Source organism: Collinsella aerofaciens, from assembly GCF_028206995.1.
Taxonomy (GTDB): Bacteria; Actinomycetota; Coriobacteriia; order Coriobacteriales; family Coriobacteriaceae; genus Collinsella; species Collinsella aerofaciens_AQ.
Window position 1 is genome coordinate 48,662 of sequence record NZ_JAQLFL010000005.1, and the last position, 15,665, is coordinate 64,326.

At 64.0% G+C, this 15,665-nt stretch carries 13 protein-coding genes; 6 read left to right on the forward strand and 7 right to left on the reverse strand.

Annotated elements, in window-relative coordinates; translation table 11 throughout:
• The first annotated feature begins 190 nt into the window (after window positions 1-190).
• The 6 genes from metK (at window position 191) to PMX60_RS05025 (ending at window position 8,855) form a co-directional block, all read left to right on the forward strand.
• On the forward strand, window positions 191-1,471 hold the full coding sequence (gene metK, locus PMX60_RS05000) for a methionine adenosyltransferase (protein WP_271747114.1): 1,281 nt from the start codon (window positions 191-193) through the stop codon (window positions 1,469-1,471).
• A gap of 343 nt (window positions 1,472-1,814) precedes the next feature.
• A complete protein-coding gene (gene sdaAA, locus PMX60_RS05005; RefSeq protein ID WP_271747115.1) occupies window positions 1,815-3,422 on the forward strand; it encodes an L-serine ammonia-lyase, iron-sulfur-dependent, subunit alpha in 1,608 nt (535 codons plus the stop codon).
• 149 nt (window positions 3,423-3,571) lie between these two features.
• A complete protein-coding gene (locus PMX60_RS05010) occupies window positions 3,572-5,305 on the forward strand; it encodes a L,D-transpeptidase (protein WP_271747116.1) in 1,734 nt (577 codons plus the stop codon).
• Between the two features lie 132 nt (window positions 5,306-5,437).
• A complete protein-coding gene (locus tag PMX60_RS05015; RefSeq protein ID WP_271747117.1) occupies window positions 5,438-6,871 on the forward strand; it encodes an efflux RND transporter periplasmic adaptor subunit in 1,434 nt (477 codons plus the stop codon).
• Entirely contained in the window at window positions 6,871-7,644 is a 774-nt protein-coding gene (locus PMX60_RS05020; RefSeq protein ID WP_271747118.1) for an ABC transporter ATP-binding protein, read from the forward strand. The genes PMX60_RS05015 and PMX60_RS05020 overlap by 1 nt, the downstream gene beginning before the upstream one ends.
• Window positions 7,641-8,855 (forward strand): ABC transporter permease, encoded by a 1,215-nt coding sequence (locus tag PMX60_RS05025; protein WP_035138239.1) that lies wholly within the window; start codon window positions 7,641-7,643, stop codon window positions 8,853-8,855. The genes PMX60_RS05020 and PMX60_RS05025 overlap by 4 nt, the downstream gene beginning before the upstream one ends.
• 211 nt (window positions 8,856-9,066) lie before the next feature.
• On the opposite strand, the gene cobK is transcribed toward PMX60_RS05025, so the two are convergent.
• Genes cobK through PMX60_RS05060 form a run of 7 tightly spaced genes read right to left on the reverse strand, consistent with a single transcriptional unit; the run spans window position 9,067 to window position 15,633 of the window.
• On the reverse strand, window positions 9,067-9,840 hold the full coding sequence (cobK, locus tag PMX60_RS05030) for a precorrin-6A reductase (protein WP_271747119.1): 774 nt from the start codon (window positions 9,838-9,840) through the stop codon (window positions 9,067-9,069).
• Complete coding sequence (locus tag PMX60_RS05035; protein ID WP_161115670.1) at window positions 9,837-10,478, reverse strand: precorrin-8X methylmutase; 642 nt, start codon at window positions 10,476-10,478, stop codon at window positions 9,837-9,839. Before PMX60_RS05035 ends, cobK begins: the two co-directional genes overlap by 4 nt.
• A complete protein-coding gene (locus PMX60_RS05040) occupies window positions 10,479-10,994 on the reverse strand; it encodes a cob(I)yrinic acid a,c-diamide adenosyltransferase (RefSeq protein WP_161145595.1) in 516 nt (171 codons plus the stop codon). It abuts the gene before it with no gap.
• Complete coding sequence (locus PMX60_RS05045; protein ID WP_271747120.1) at window positions 10,991-12,490, reverse strand: cobyric acid synthase; 1,500 nt, start codon at window positions 12,488-12,490, stop codon at window positions 10,991-10,993. The genes PMX60_RS05040 and PMX60_RS05045 overlap by 4 nt, the downstream gene beginning before the upstream one ends.
• Complete coding sequence (locus tag PMX60_RS05050) at window positions 12,483-13,706, reverse strand: pyridoxal phosphate-dependent aminotransferase (RefSeq protein WP_271747121.1); 1,224 nt, start codon at window positions 13,704-13,706, stop codon at window positions 12,483-12,485. Before PMX60_RS05050 ends, PMX60_RS05045 begins: the two co-directional genes overlap by 8 nt.
• Window positions 13,703-14,677: an adenosylcobinamide-phosphate synthase CbiB gene (cbiB, locus tag PMX60_RS05055; protein WP_161161406.1), complete on the reverse strand. Its 975-nt coding sequence runs from the start codon at window positions 14,675-14,677 to the stop codon at window positions 13,703-13,705. The genes PMX60_RS05050 and cbiB overlap by 4 nt, the downstream gene beginning before the upstream one ends.
• Entirely contained in the window at window positions 14,677-15,633 is a 957-nt protein-coding gene (locus tag PMX60_RS05060; protein WP_271747122.1) for a histidine phosphatase family protein, read from the reverse strand. The genes cbiB and PMX60_RS05060 overlap by 1 nt, the downstream gene beginning before the upstream one ends.
• Window positions 15,634-15,665: the final 32 nt, after the last annotated feature.

Genomic DNA, 15,665 nt, shown 5'->3' on the forward strand with positions numbered 1-15,665 from the left:
GGACAGACTTAAATGACCAGTCTTTGGGCAACCTGTCGGCACTTAGGCAAGGCTGATCATTTAAGTCTGTCCCCAATGAGTAGGTGCGGAAAGGGTGTGAATGTTTGATTTACGCGCTATGATGTGCCCTTGCATAGAGAGCCCGGCGGAATGGTAACGGTCGCCGGGACACGTTTTTGAAAGGACAATCATGTCAGAAGAACTTCGTTCCATCCCGCCCCAACACGGGTCCTTTGTTTTTACGTCGGAGTCGGTGACCGAAGGTCATCCAGATAAGATCGCTGACCAGATCAGCGACGCCGTCCTCGACGCAATCCTCTCCAAAGAAATAGAGCTCCAGGAGCAGGGCTACATCGCCCCCAACGGTGCGCCCGCCAACGTGGAGAACGTCCGCTGCGCCTGCGAGACCCTCGTGACCACCGGCACCGTCATTGTCGCCGGCGAGATTCGGACCCAGGCCTACGTCGACGTACAGGAAATCGCCCGCGGCGTTATCCGCCGCATTGGCTACAACCGTGCCAAATTCGGTTTTGACTGCGACACCTGCGGCGTTATGAGCCTCATCCACGAGCAGTCGCCCGATATCGCCCAGGGCGTCGACGAGTCCTTCGAGACCCAGACCGGCGCTACCACCGACCCGATCGACCTGATCGGTGCCGGCGACCAGGGCATGATGTTCGGTTATGCCTCCAACGAGACCAAGACCCTCATGCCCATGCCGCACTACCTGGCAAGCCGTCTGGCTGAGCGCCTGGCCGCCGTGCGTCACGACGGTACCCTCGCCTATCTGCGTCCCGACGGCAAGACCCAGGTCACCGTGCGCTACGAAGACGGCAAGCCCGTCGAGGTAACGACCATCGTCATCTCCACGCAGCACGCCGCCGAGATCGAGGACATGGGCAAGATCAAGGCCGACCTCATCGAGCACGTCATCACCCCGGTCATGGCCGCTGAGAACATGCCGTGGGATAACGCGGACATCTACGTGAACCCCACCGGTCGCTTTGTCGTGGGCGGCCCCATGGGCGACACGGGTCTGACCGGCCGCAAGATCATCGTCGACACCTACGGCGGCTACGGCCGTCACGGCGGCGGCGCCTTTAGCGGCAAGGACTGCACCAAGGTCGACCGATCCGCCGCGTATGCCGCGCGCTGGGTCGCCAAGAACGTGGTCGCCGCCGGCCTAGCCGACCGCTGCGAAGTCGAGCTTGCCTACGCCATCGGCGTTTCCAAGCCCCTCTCAATCATGGTCGACACTTTCGGTACCGCACATGTTGCCGAGGACAAGATCGTCGAGGCCGTAGAGAAGACCTTCGACCTGCGCCCGGGCGCAATCATCCGCGACCTGGACCTACGCCGCCCCATCTACGAAAAGACTGCAGCCTACGGTCACTTCGGCCGAGAAGACGCCGACTTCACCTGGGAAAAAACCGACCGAGTCGAAGAACTCAAAGCAGCCTGCGGCCTGTAAGCCAACGGCAAAAGCTGCAGCCAAGAAACAACGCACCAAAAGAAGTACCGGCTCCAACTGGTACTTCTTTTTTATTTAAAGGTGGTGAAGATGATCCGACCTGGGACATGGAATAGGTCATAGGCCCATAAATTTCGCAGCAGAGCGACTCCAACCATGTATCCTAAGTTCCGAGGGCTTTAGTATTTGGTCGATCGCGAGTTCCGCACGAGCCGGAGGCCACTTAATGTGGCCTCCGTGCGAGCAGGACTGTCCGAGCAGGCGACCAAATACTAAAGCCCTCGGAACGGCGGGACAGAGTATGCCCCACCCCTCGGGACGACGGGATAGATAAGGAGCACCCATGGCAGGCAAGCCGCAAACACTAGCTACGACCTCGGCATTCGAGATCTTGGGCCCCGTCATGGTCGGCCCCAGCTCGTCGCACACCGCCGGCGCCCTGCGCTGCGCCCAAGTTGCCGCCAGCCTGCTAGAAGGCCGCATTACCAAGGTCACCTTTGGCCTGTGGAACTCCTTCGCCCACACCTACCGCGGCCACGGCACCGACCGTGCGCTCGTCGCGGGCATCCTGGGCCTCGACACCGATGACGAGAATATCAAGCAGGCCTTCAACCTCGCACGCGAGCAGGGCCTCGAATATCACTTTGACATCAAGGGCGACGACGCCTCCATCCACCCCAATACCGTCGATATCGACATGGTCGACGACACGGGCGCCACGGCACAGGTCCGCGGCGAGAGCCTGGGCGGCGGCAAGATGCGCATTAGCCGCATTAACGGCGTCGGCGTCGACATCTCGGGCATGTACTCCACGCTCTTCGTGGCACACAAGGACGTCCCCGGTGTACTCGCCGCGCTCACCAACCTGCTCGCCTACGCCCACGTGAACATCGCCTTCTGCCGCACCTACCGCACCGAAGTGGGCGGCCAGGCTTACTCCGTCTTTGAGACCGACGGTGCGCCCGACGACACCGTCGTCCCCATGCTCCGCAAGCTCGACAATGTCGATTACGCGACCTTTATCGAGCTCCCCGGTTCTGCCTCGTCGCTCTCCCCCGGCGTCTCGGCCAAGGAAATCTTCGACGACGGCGAGCAGCTGCTCGATGCGTGCGAGGAACTGGGGCTCAGCATCGGCGCCGTCATGGCCGTTCGCGAGGCGCGTCTGACCGGCGAGGCCCACGCCGTCGCCGCCATGCGCCGCGTGCTCGACGTCATGCGCGAGGAGACCACGGCCCCCATCGCCAATCCGCAGCGTTCGCTCGGCGGTCTTATCGGCGGCGAGGCCAAACTCGTCGATGCCACCAGCCGCAACGATTTGAGTGCAAGCCTGATGGGCGCCGTCCAGACCGACGCCGTTGCCCGCGCCATGGCCGTGCTCGAGCGCTCCGCTACCATGGGCGTGATTGTCGCCGCCCCCACGGCAGGCTCCGCGGGTGTTGTGCCCGGCTGCGTGCTGGCGCTCGCCGATCGCCTGCAGCTCGACGACGAGCAGGTCATGGACGCGCTCTACTGCGCAGCCGCCATCGGCCTCAACCTCACCACAAGCGCCTGCGTTGCCGGCGCCGAGGGCGGCTGCCAAGCCGAGGTGGGAAGCGCCGCTGCCATGGCAGCCGCCGCGCTGGTGCAGATGCTCGGCGGCACGCCCGAGCAGGCGCTCGACGCCAGTTCCATCGCGCTGAGTAACCTGCTGGGCCTCGTTTGTGACCCCGTCGGTGGCCTCGTGGAGGTGCCCTGCCAAAACCGCAACGCCATTGGCGTGGCAGCGGCCTTTAGCTCGGCACAACTCGCCCTCGCAGGCATTAAGAGCCTGGTGCCGTTTGACCAGATGGCACATGTCATGCTCTCGGTGGGTCACGCGTTGCCGGCCACGCTGCGCGAGACGGCAAAGGGCGGCATCGCGCAGGCTCCGGCCGCACTTTCGGCCTGTGCAAAATGCGGTGTGTGCGGATAGCGGCAAAGAACGACTCAAAGTTGGGACAAATGTCCCACCTCTTTTGAATGCCACCGTTTCCGTACCACAAACAGCAGGGCAATCGCTATAATGCAAGCCCAGTAAAAACACGATGAACCGCAAGGCGAAAATCGAAGGATATGCATACGATGTCGCAAAACGATCGAACTCAACTGATTCCCGATCCGCAGCAGCCGAGCAGGCACACCGGCGGCGTTCAGTCGCCGCGTCCTATCGCGCCGAGCCACGGTCAGCAGCGTAGTGCAGCAAACGCTTCCCAACGCCCGAACCAACAGCGACAGCAGCGTCAACAACGTCAGCAGCGCCAGGCAAACGGCAATGCGCCCAAGCAGCCCCCGACGAACGCTCGAGGCGATCGCGGCCCCGCGCGCAAGTCCGCCGGCAACAATAAGTCGGGCAAAAAGACGACGCTCTTTGTCGTCCTGGGTCTAATCGTCATTGTCTATATCGTAGGCATCGTAGCGTTTTCGCAGCTAGCATACCCCAACACCACCATTGCCGGCGTCGACGTCTCGTTCTCCAACGCTTCGTCTGCCGCCACCAAGGTCAACTCGGCATGGAAGCACTATAAGCTCACCGTGACAGGCGATGACTTTAGCTGGTCCTATCAGCCCGAGTCCGATGAACCCATCGTCGACGGTGAAGCTGCCGCAAAAGAGATCATCAGCCACAACGAAGCCTTTGTATGGCCGGTCCGCCTTGTGGAATCCTTAAGCGGCAAGACCAAAACAACCGCTACCACCAACGAAGTCGATCTTGATCAAGACATCGACCTGTCCATGCTCTCCGATACCTTTGACCAAAAGAAGTTTGAGAAGGATCTGGGCGCCGCCATCGACGAGTTTAACGAAGGACGTTCGGGCACGTTCGAGGCCAATAGCTCCTATGACGAGCAAGCGGGCAAGTTTACCGTCGAGAAGGCGCGCTCCAACGAAAAACTCAACCGCGAGCATGTCATTAAATATGCCGAGCTCGAGCTCGCCTCGCTGGCCGAGACCGTAGATCTTTCCAAGCTCGGCAACGATGCCTATGAGCCGCTCAATGGAACGCTGACCGATGATCAGATTCAGGCCGCATGCGATGCCGCCAACAACTTCTTGGGCGTCAACGTGACCCTCAAGCTCAACGGCGAGGATGCCGGAAAGGTCGACGGCAGCTCCGTGCTGCAGTGGATCAGCTTTGCCGATCCGGCCAACCCCACGCTCGATACGTCGCAGATCAGCAGCTGGGCAGCCGAGCTCGCCAATGGCTTTAATACCGTTAGCTCCACTCGCTGGTGGACGCGCGCCGATGGCAAGCAGTGCGCCGTCGAAGGCGGCGACTTTGGTTGGTCCATCGACAGCAGCTCGCTCGCCAAGCAGGTCGAGGACGCCATTAACAACAAGCAGACCGGCGAGATCGAGATCAAGTACTCCCAGAAGGCCGACACCTTTACCGCAAAGGGAGAGCCCGACTGGAAGGCATACATCGATGTCGATCTGTCCGAGCAGCACGCGCGCTACTACGACGAGAACGGTAATATCGTTTGGGAGGCCAACTTTATTTCCGGCAAACCGGGCGAAGACGCCACCCCCGAAGGCGTGTGGCAGATCAACAGCAACGACGGCGGCAGCACCCTGATCGGAGCCAAGGACCCCGAGACCGGTAAGCCCAAATACGAGAGCCCGGTGAGCTACTGGATGCCGTTTGAGGGCAACATGATCGGCTTCCACGACGCCACCTGGCAAAACGACAAGAGCTTCGATAATGCCGAGTCGTACAAGTGGTGCGGCAGCCACGGTTGCATCAACCTGCGCCTGGCAGACGCCAAGGCACTTCACGACTGCATCAAAGTCGGCCTGTGCGTGGTTGTCCACTCGTAGTGCAACGCGCGCATTCCTACAACGTGGAACCGCTGCGACCAATCTAACAGTTCCGAAAGAAACCGTCCTATGCGCCCGCCCCAACCGGTGGGCGCATATAATTATCGAGGTTCTTTCTATAAAGGAGACGCTATGCCGAATGTCCCCACGATCACCCCGGGCCCGGATGATACCGAGCGCACGCCCGAAGGTGCCACCGAAACGATTCCTCTGATTACAGACGTACATGCCAATAAGCAGAACGGACGCACGAACGATACGGCCGAGATTTCCGATGAAGAGGCATATGCCAAGCTCAAAGCAAAACGTGCCGAGCGCCGACGCAAAAAGCTGATTCGACGCGGTATTGCTGCCGGTGTCGTAGGTGCCATCGCGCTCATTGCCATTGTCGCAACCCTGGTTATCAATGCGCAGCCTCAGAGCGCTAGCGGGCCTGTGACCGACATGGTGACCGAGGGCACGTTTACCACAACGGTCGAGGCGAAAGGCCAGCTCAAACCCATTTCGTCCTCAGTGGTCTCCCCTTCTGTCGACGGCACGGTCGATTCGATCAACGTGCAGGCAGGCCAATCCGTCAACGAGGGCGACATGCTTATGACCATTAAAAACGACGAGCTCGATCGCAACGTTGCCGAGGCGCAGCGTGCAGTTGCAGCCGCTCAGGAAGACCTCGCCAACGCGCAGAAAGCCGCAGCTGCCGCGCAGGCCACCCCAACGACGGACGTCGAGGGAGCTTCCGCAGCGGCTGGCGTCTCTGACGCATCAGCGGACACGAACGCCGTATCGGCCGCGCAGCGCAGCCTCGCTTCGGCCCAGGCAAACCTAGACCAGGCGAACGCCAAGGCCGCCAGTCGCACGGTCACGGCCCCGAGCTCGGGTAGCATCGTGGAGCTTAACGCCAAGGTGGGCGCAACGGTAACAGGCGGCATGATCATGGGCGAAAGCGATACGAGCGGCGGCAAGCAGTGCATGCAGATCGCCGACCTATCCAAGATGAAGGTGACCGTGCAGGTGGGCGAAAAGGACATTGCCAAGATCGCCGTTGGGCAGAGCGCCAACGTCACGTATCCCGCGTTTCCCGATATCGTGAGCCAGGGAACCGTCACGGCTATCGCGTCGGTGGCAAACTCCGACGCCGCCAACGGCGGCGGCAGCGTGACCTTTAACGTCGACATCCTCATCGAGGCGCCCGACGCGCGCCTGAAGCCGGGCATGACGGCCGAGGTCTCGGTGGTGACCGAGCAGCTCGACGACGTGGTGATGGTGCCGACGATGGCGCTCATGACCGAAGACGGCGAACACTATTACGTCAACGTGGCAACCGATGACGAGGGCAAGCAAACCCGCCGCGTCAAGGTGACCGTCGTGACGCAAAACGACAACGAAACCGTAGTCGGCAAGACACAGGTCAAGCGCGACGACCAGGGCAACGAGATCAACCCCAACGTGCCGGTTACCAAGCTGCGCGATGGTGACACCCTCGTCATGGACACCGGAGCGGACGCAACGGCTGACGGCGGCTACAGCGCGGATTCGGGCAGCATGTCTGCCGATGAGGACATGTAATGCGTCCCGTTATCGACATCCGCAACGTGCACCGCATCTTTGAGAGCGAGGCAGGTTGCGCCCACATCCTGCACAACGTGAGCCTGGCGGTAAATCCCGGCGAATTCGTCGCTATCACTGGCCCCTCGGGTTCGGGCAAATCAACGCTCATGAACATCCTAGGCTGCCTGGATAAGCCAACGGCAGGCGACTACTACCTGCAAGGGGTCAACGTGGCCGAGCTCGATGATGACGAGCTCACCGAAGTTCGCGCCCTGAGCATTGGCTTTGTCTTTCAGAGCTTCAACCTGCTGCCGCGCCTGTCGGTTATCGAAAACGTCATGCTGCCGCTGGCCTACACCAATGTGCCCCGTAGCCAGCGCGAAATGCGCGCCGTGCACGCGCTGCAGGCCGTCACGCTGCCCGTCGACCACTGGGACCACCGCATATCCGAGCTCTCGGGCGGCCAGATGCAGCGTGTCGCCATCGCACGCGCCCTCGTCAATGACCCGCCCATCATTCTGGCCGACGAGCCGACGGGAAACCTTGACTCCGCCACCGGAGCGCTTGTGATGGAGACCTTCCATAGACTTCAGGAGCGCGGCAAAACCATCGTGCTTATCACACATGACCCCGGCATCGCCGCCGAGGCCGACCGTGCCGTGACCATCCGCGACGGTCGCATTCACGACGGCGCGTATATTCCACATGCACCGCGGACCCTACGCAGCGCTGTAGATAGCCTGCCCATGATTTCCGCCTCCGCCAACCCGCCGAAAGGAGTGGTGGCATGAGCGCCCGCGATCTCATCCAGGAAGCCCTTCACTCGCTCGAAGCTAACAAGGGGCGCAGCCTGCTCACCATCCTGGGCATTGTCATCGGCATCGCCTCGGTTATCGCCATGACTTCGCTCATCGGCGGCATCCAAAACAGCCTGGTCAACAGTCTGGGCCTCAATGCGGCACGCATGGTGCAAATCTATTCGTCGCAAGAACTCACCGAGTCCGACATCGAGAAGCTTCAAAAACTGGTGCCGCAGATAGAGCAGATCGGCATTGTCGACAGCGCGTATACCGAGTATAAGACCGGCGATAAAAGCTATACCGTCATGGCACAGGGTGTCGATAGCGACATGCTCGACGCCGTGGGGGCCAGCAAGCTCGTTGCGGGGCGCACCTATTCCCAGGCCGAGTCCCAATCAGGCTCGCGCGTGGCGCTCATCAGCCGCGGCGGCGCCGATCAGCTTTACGGCAACGAACAGGATGCGCTGGGGAAAACCATCAAGGTGTCCAACGGCGAGGTGCAGATTGTAGGTGTGATTGATGGCGGCAACGACTCCATGGGCTCGCTCACGCTGTATATGCCGCGCGAAACCATCTCAGGCCTGTTTGGCGACGAAAATCCTTCATTCCCCAGCGTGACGGCTCTTGCCGCCGAGGGCACAGACATGGACGAGCTTTGTAAGACCATCGAGTCCAAGGTGCGCGCAATGAAGGGCATCGCGGAGGATGATGAGTACGACAGTGTATCGGCGACCTCCATGAAAAGCGCCATCGATGCACTCAACTCCTTTATGGGCGCGTTCTCGCTCATCATGGGCGCTGTCGCCAGCATCTCGCTGCTTGTCGGCGGTATCGGCATTATGAATATGATGCTCACCAACGTGACTGAGCGCATCCGTGAGATCGGCATTCGCCGTGCCCTGGGCGCAAGTCGTCGCGATATCACCGCGCAGTTTTTGGCCGAGTCCTCGGCGCTGTGCGTCACCGGCGGACTGTTGGGTGTCCTGATTGGCTATCTGCTGGCATGGGGACTCACGTTCTTTGCCGCAAGCTCGGGCATCATGAGCGAGTTTGGAGCTACCGGGACGATCACGCCAAGCTTCTCCATTACAACAGTGTTGATCGCGTTTGCCGTATCGGTCGGCATCGGCGTAATCTTTGGCTTCTACCCCGCTCGCCGTGCAGCAAAGCTCGACCCGGTGGAATGCCTACGCTACCAGTAAGCCACCACCAACAAGTTGCGGTGAATTAGGGACTGAATATGCTATTTAGCAGCAAAAACAGACGCTATTTCACCGCAACTTATTGAAGGGCTGCTTGCGCCAGTTCCGTGCGTCGTCCTCGAGCGATTGACGGATGACAGGCTTGTACGGGTCGAGCTTGCTCGGGGCGCTCCTCCTCGCAGGCGGGAGGGCACGCATGCGCGGCGAGCGCCTAGCGCGCGAACTCCCGTAAGAGCGCGTCTTCCACTTCCCTAAGCGAAAGGGCCCCGCCTCCCTCGGCGGGACGGGCGACCACGATACAGCGCGCTCCCACGTCGCGCGCGGAGGCGAGCTTCTCGGCCGTGCCGCCTACGGTTCCCGAGTCCTTGGTCACAAGCCACTGGGCGCCCACCTGCCGAAGCATCGCCTCGTTGAGCTCGCGGGTGAAGGGCCCCTGCATGCCGATGACGTGCGACGGCGAAAACCCCGCGTCGATGCACTTCGTTATAGCGCCGGGCAGCGGGAGCACACGCACGAAGAAGCGCTCCGCGAAATCGGCGACGCGCGTGTAGGGAGCAAGCTCCTTGCTCCCCGTCGCGAGAAGCGCGCGACCCGGGTTCTCGGAGAGAAAGCGCGCCGCGCAGGCGATCGACGCGACCGACACGACGCCTTTGGGCAGCGCCTCGGCCGGGCGCGCAAGGCGCAGGCATCGTGCACCCACGGCGAGCGAAGCGGCCCGGATGTTGCCGCTTGCGAGCGTAGCGTAGGGGTGCGTGGCGTCGACGACGATGTGCGCGCCGGAAAGCTCGCGCTCCATGTCGGCCTCGTCGAGCCTGCCCGCATGCACCTCGATACCCGGAAGCTCGCCCAAAAGCTCGCCTCCGTAATCGGTTGCCGCGTAGGCACGGGCGGGGATGCCCGCCCCGCTCGCCCATTCGCACAGAAGGCGGCCCTCGGTGGTGCCGGCGAAGATGCGCAGCGCCGGCGCGGATGCGGGCGCCGTCACTTCGGGCCCCCTGGGCGCGTGATCTGGTAGAGCAGCGCGTTCATAATGGCAGCCGCCACGGTCGAGCCGCCCTTGCGACCCCTCGCGACGATGGCCGGCACGCGTCGCGCGAGTAGCTCCTCTTTCGCCTCGACCACGTTCACAAACCCGACCGGCACCCCAACGACGAGCGCGGGCGCGATCTTCCCCGCGTCCATAAGCTCGGCGAGGCGCAGAAGTGCTGTGGGAGCGTTGCCGACGGCCACGATAAGCGGACCCTCGATGCCGCAAGCTTTGTCCATGCTCGCAACGGCGCGAGTCGTGCCCGCGGCGCGCGCAGCCGCGGCGACATTAGGGTCGGCCATGTAGCACACGGCCTTGCAGCCGAGCTTTGCGAGCGCGGGCTTGCTTATGCCTGCGAGCGCCATGTTCGTGTCGGTGAGCACCGTGGCCCCTGCGCGCAGTGCGTCGAGAGCACAGTGCGCGGCGTCATGGGTGAATACGAGGGAATCGGCGTACGAGAAGTCGGCAGTGGTGTGGATGACGCGCTTCACGACGGGCTCTTCAAGCGGCGGGAACGTGCGGCCGCCGAGCTCTTCGGTGATGATCTCAAAGCTGCGCCGCTCGATATCGCCGGGCGCCATCTCCTTGGAATCCATCTAGTACTCCACTCCTTCCCTTGCACCTATCCCCTGAGCGTAGGGGTGTTTCTCGCACCGCATCTCGGTTATGTAGTCGGCCTTCTCCACGATCTTGCGGGAAGGCGCGCGCCCGGTGAGCGCTACTTCGACGCCGCGCGCGGACATATCGAGCGCGCGGTCCACGAGCGCCTCGTCGACAAGCCCCTTCGAAAGCGCGTCGAGCGCCTCGTCGAGCACGAGCAGCCCCTCCTGCGCGCCCTCGAGCTCGGCGAGCGCGGAAGCGAGGTTCCCATCGTGCAGCTCGCGCGTCGCGGCAAGTTCTTCCGACGTCATGGACCAGGTAAACTTGTCCGACGCCTTCCCCGCGAACACGGGCACGCCGAAATGCTCGGCGAGCAGGCGCACCTCCCCGCTTTCGCCGTCTTTCAGGAACTGCACGACGACGACGCGGCGGCCTGCGGCGAGCATGCGAAGGGCGAGGCCCATCGCCGCCGTGGTCTTGCCTTTGCCGTCGCCATGATACACGTGGATCATACGCCCTCCTCGATAATGCGGTAGACATACTCCATGTCGAGCGCCCCGCGCACGGAGTCGGCCAGGCGGTCGAACTCGCGCGCACGGTGATCGGCCGCGGACGCCGCGCCCGCAGCACCCACGACGCTCTCGGGCAGGCCACGCATGCGCGCGAGCGAGCGCGCGAGGGCGAGCGCCACCCCCGGTTCGTCGAACAGGCCGTGGAGATAGGTTCCAAACACGTTTCCGCAGGCCGCGCCTTCTGGTTTGCCGCCAATCGTGCCCGCAGGGGCGCAGGAGACGATCGTTTCGCCGTCGTGGATCTCGTACCCGCGAGCCGTCATGCCGTTCCACACCGAGAACGCGCCTTGGGCGCCTGTGATGCGCAGCTCCGACTGGGCGAGGCGCTTTTCCTCCCTGAACACCGTACTTGCAGGGATGAGCCCGAGCCCGCGCGCGGTGCCAGCGCCTTCCCTGCCGTGCGGGTCGGAAAGCTCGTCACCCAAAAGCTGGTAGCCTCCGCATATGCCGAGCACCGGCGTGCCCGCACCCGAAAGCGCGCGTACACAGGCTCCGATGCCGCTAGCCGCAAGCCAGCGCGCGTCGTCGAGCGTGGTCTTCGAGCCGGGGAGCACCACCAGGTCGGGTCGGCCCAGATCGGTCGTCGAGGAAACGTAGCGCACGCCTACGCCGGGCACGCGCGAAAGCGGGTCGAAGTCGGTGAAGTTCGACAGATGCGGAAGGCGCACGACGGCGACGTCGATGACGCCGCGCGCCTCGCGGGCAGATAGGCGCGACGCGAGCGAGTCCTCGTCGTCCAGGTCGAGCGTAAGATACGGCACGACCCCCACGACGGGGGCCCCGCACATCTTCTCAAGCGGGGCCAAACCCGGGCGCAGGATTTCTACATCGCCGCGGAACTTATTTACTACAAGCCCCCGCAAAAGCGCGCGGTCCTCGGGCGCAAGGAGCGCGACCGTGCCGTAAAGCTGGGCAAACACCCCGCCTGGGTCGATGTCGCCCGCGAGCAGCACGGGGGAGGACACGGCGCGCGCGAGCCCCATGTTGACGATGTCGTTTTCGGCAAGGTTGATTTCGGCGGGGCTGCCGGCGCCCTCGATAACGATGACGTCGTTTTCCTCCGCGAGCGAATCGAACGCCTCCAAAATCTGCGGCATGAGCGCCTTCTTTCGCGCGAAGTAGTCCCTCGCAGCGAAGGCTCCCTGCTCCTTGCCGGCCACGATGAGCTGGCTTCGGTGGCCGCTTTCGGGCTTGAGCAGGATGGGGTTCATGCGCACGTCGGGCGCGATGCTGCACGCCTCGGCCTGCATGATCTGGGCGCGCCCCATCTCGAGCCCGTCGGCCGTGACACCGCTGTTGAGCGCCATGTTCTGGCTCTTGAAGGGAGCCACGCGCAGGCCGTCCTGCGAAAGCACACGGCACAGCCCCGCCGCAAGCAGGCTCTTCCCCGCGTTCGACATGGTGCCCTGGATCATGATGGGCTTCGCCCTACCCACGGGTATCGACCTCCTTCGTCGAGCCTCGGCCATACGCGCCCGCCATAGCGCCGCTGCAAGAAGCGCAGCCCCGTTCGTCGGGTTCGCCTTCGCCCGATGCGCCTTCCGCCCGAAGCGCGCGGCTGAACGCCATCGCAAGCCGGGCATTCTCCTTGCGCGTGCGCACCGCGACGCGGCACCAGAAACGGGACAGTACCGAAAACGAGTCGCACGTGCGGACCAAAACCCCCTGTTTATACAGGCGCTCGGGGAAGTCTTTCGCCGGCGTGCGGACTAAAAGGAAGTTCGCATCCGACGGCACGACGGAAAGCCCGAGCGAGGAGAGCTCGTGGGAAAGCCACGCTCGCTCGCCCGCCAATACATCGCGCGTGCGTGAGACGTATTCGACGTCTTCCAGGGCGGCGATGCCCGCGGCCTCGGCGACCGAGGAGACGGGCCACGCCTGCCCCGCCCGGCGAATCCCCTCGATGAGTTGGGCGTTTCCACTGATCAGATATCCCAACCGCAACCCCGCCATTCCGTAGAGCTTGGTGAACGCGGAGAGCACGGCCACATGGCGCGAACACGCGGCGCGTGCGGCCACGCTCCTTTCGCGGGCGTCGGGCGCGAATCCGAGGAAGCACTCATCCACGACGAGCAGCGCGCCCGCCTGCTCGCAGCGGCAAGCCGCGGCATCGATCACGCGGGGGTCGACGAGGCGCCCCGTCGGGTTGTTCGGATTGCAGAGGTACGCCACGTCTCCCGGCCCCTCGATCGCGTGGGCGAAGGAGGCGGGCACGTCGAAGTCGTCCGCTTCGGAGAGCGGGAACTCCTGCACGCATGCGCCGTAGTACGATGCCGCCTCCGCATATTCAGAGAACGTCGGCGCGCACACGACGAGGCGTTTCGGGCGCACCGCCGCGGCGAGCCGCCAGATGATATCGGACGCGCCCGCGCCGCAGACGATAGTATCTTCGGGAATGCCCTGGGCGCGCGCTAGGGCGCGAACGAGGGCAAGACTTTCCCTATCGGGGTAGGCGTCGATTCGAGAAAGCGACTTGCAAGCTGCGGCGACGGCGCGCGGCGAGGGGCCTGCCGGATTCACGTTCACCGAGAAGTCGATGAGATCGGAGGCGCCCCCTTCGCAACCGATGCCGAGCGATTGCGCGCTGCCCCCATGCGTACGGGCGCGCAGGATTCCCCCGGCAGCCCGGAGCGCGGCGTGGTCTTCCCTCATGCCATCGCCCCCAAGGCGAGCACGACCGCCGCGCGCGCGGCGCCGAAGACGACGAGCGCGCATACGGACGCGGCGAGCATGAGCCTTGTCGCCCGGGCGATGTCGCCCCACTCGATTTCGCGGGACGCGTCGCCTATCGTCGGTTTCTCAACGAGCTTGCCGAAATACACCGCGGGTCCTGCCAGGCGCAGCCCGAGCGCGCCCGCACACGCTGACTCGGTCTGCGCCGAGTTGGGGCTCGCATGGCGACGCCTGTCGCGGCGCCAGATGCGCGCCGCCCCGCGCGCGTCGAGCCCGACGATCGGGCACACGGCGATCATGAACAGGGCCGATAAGCGCGAGGGAATCCAGTTCACCGCATCGTCGAGGCGCGCCGAGGCGCGACCGAAGTCGATGTAGCGCTCGTTTTTGTAGCCCACCATGCTGTCGAGCGTGTTCACCGCCTTGTACGCCATGCCCAAGGGCGCACCCCCGATCATAAGGTAGAAAAGTGGCGCGATGACGCCGTCGCTCGCGTTCTCCGCCACCGTTTCCACGGCGGCGCGCGCGACGCCCTGCTCGTCGAGAACAGACGTGTCGCGTCCCACGATGAGCCCGACGGCTTCGCGCGCCGCGACAAGGCCGCCCTTCGAGAACGCGTGGGCCACGGCCAGGCTCTGGCGGCGCAGCTCGCATGTCGCGAGAACCTGATAGCTCGCCCATGCCTCGGCCACGAAGCGCAAGCCGGAGTGAACCATGCCGCAAAGATGTAGGATACCCCAGGTCAAAAGCCCACACGCAAGCGGAAGCGCCACGGCGAGCACAAGCCCTGCGGCACGCGTGCCCGCGGACGTTTGCGGGAATGCGCCTCGAAGGCGGCCTTCGGCCCACGTGATCGCGCGCCCCATGGCGACGACGGGATGGGGAAGCCAGCGCGGGTCGCCGAAGGCAAGGTCGGCCGCGAACCCGGCGGCGACGGCAAGAATCGTCATCACCGGGCATCGCCCCCCGAAGCGGGGCGAACGTCGCGAAGGCAGCGCCCATCCCAGGTGGCGGCCCATGCGCCGCCCGGCTCGGTATGCACGTCGAAATATCCCATTTTCGGGACAGCTAGCTCGGAGAGTAGCGCTTTCACGGTACCCGCGTGAACGACGAAGACGGCGCGCCCACTCCCCTGGGCGCGCTCCGATTCGCACGCCTCCCGAAACGCCGCGACGACGCGGCGGGTGAAATCGCTCTTGCCCTCGCCATGCGGGCAGCGCGTCTCGCACCAGGAGTCTACCCAGGCGTGGTAGCGCACATCCTCTTTAAGCTCGGCGGCGCTTCGCCCCTCGAAGTCACCGAAATCCATCTCGCGCAGACCGGGGCACGCCATAAGCTCCGCGTTCGGGAAGAGGATGCGCGCCGTCTGGTCGGTGCGGGCCATGCCGCTCGTGATAACACGGAACACGTCACGATCGCACGCGAGATCGCGCAAAGCGCGCTCGCCCGCGCTCGACAGGGGCTCGTCGGTGCCCGCCCCGCTGTAGCGATGGTCTTCCGTGCCCGCCGTGGCACCATGGCGCACAAAGACGACTTCCAAAGGCGCGCCCGCGCCCTGCGTCCCTCGAGGTGCATCGGCAAGGTTTCCTTTGATGACCTGGGGAATCCCGCACGTCATGCGCACGACGACGTCGGCGCGCGTAGCGAGCGCGCATCCCAGGCGCCCCGCGCGCTCGCGCCATTGGGCGTCTTCCGCACGCATGGGGACGACCCCCGAGCCGACCAAGGACAGAATCACTGCGTCGAAGCCGATCAGCCGCTCGAGCGCCCGGTCAGCGTCGAGCGCGCGTACGAGTTCCTCAGCACGGTACGCGACGCGGCCGGCAAAAGCCGCGGGCACGCCGCCCTCCGCTAGCTGCGCCGCGTCGACGAAATCGTCCGCCGCGAACCCGAGCTTTTCGCGCACGAAGGTCCTCTTCCCCGAATGCGCGCCACCTA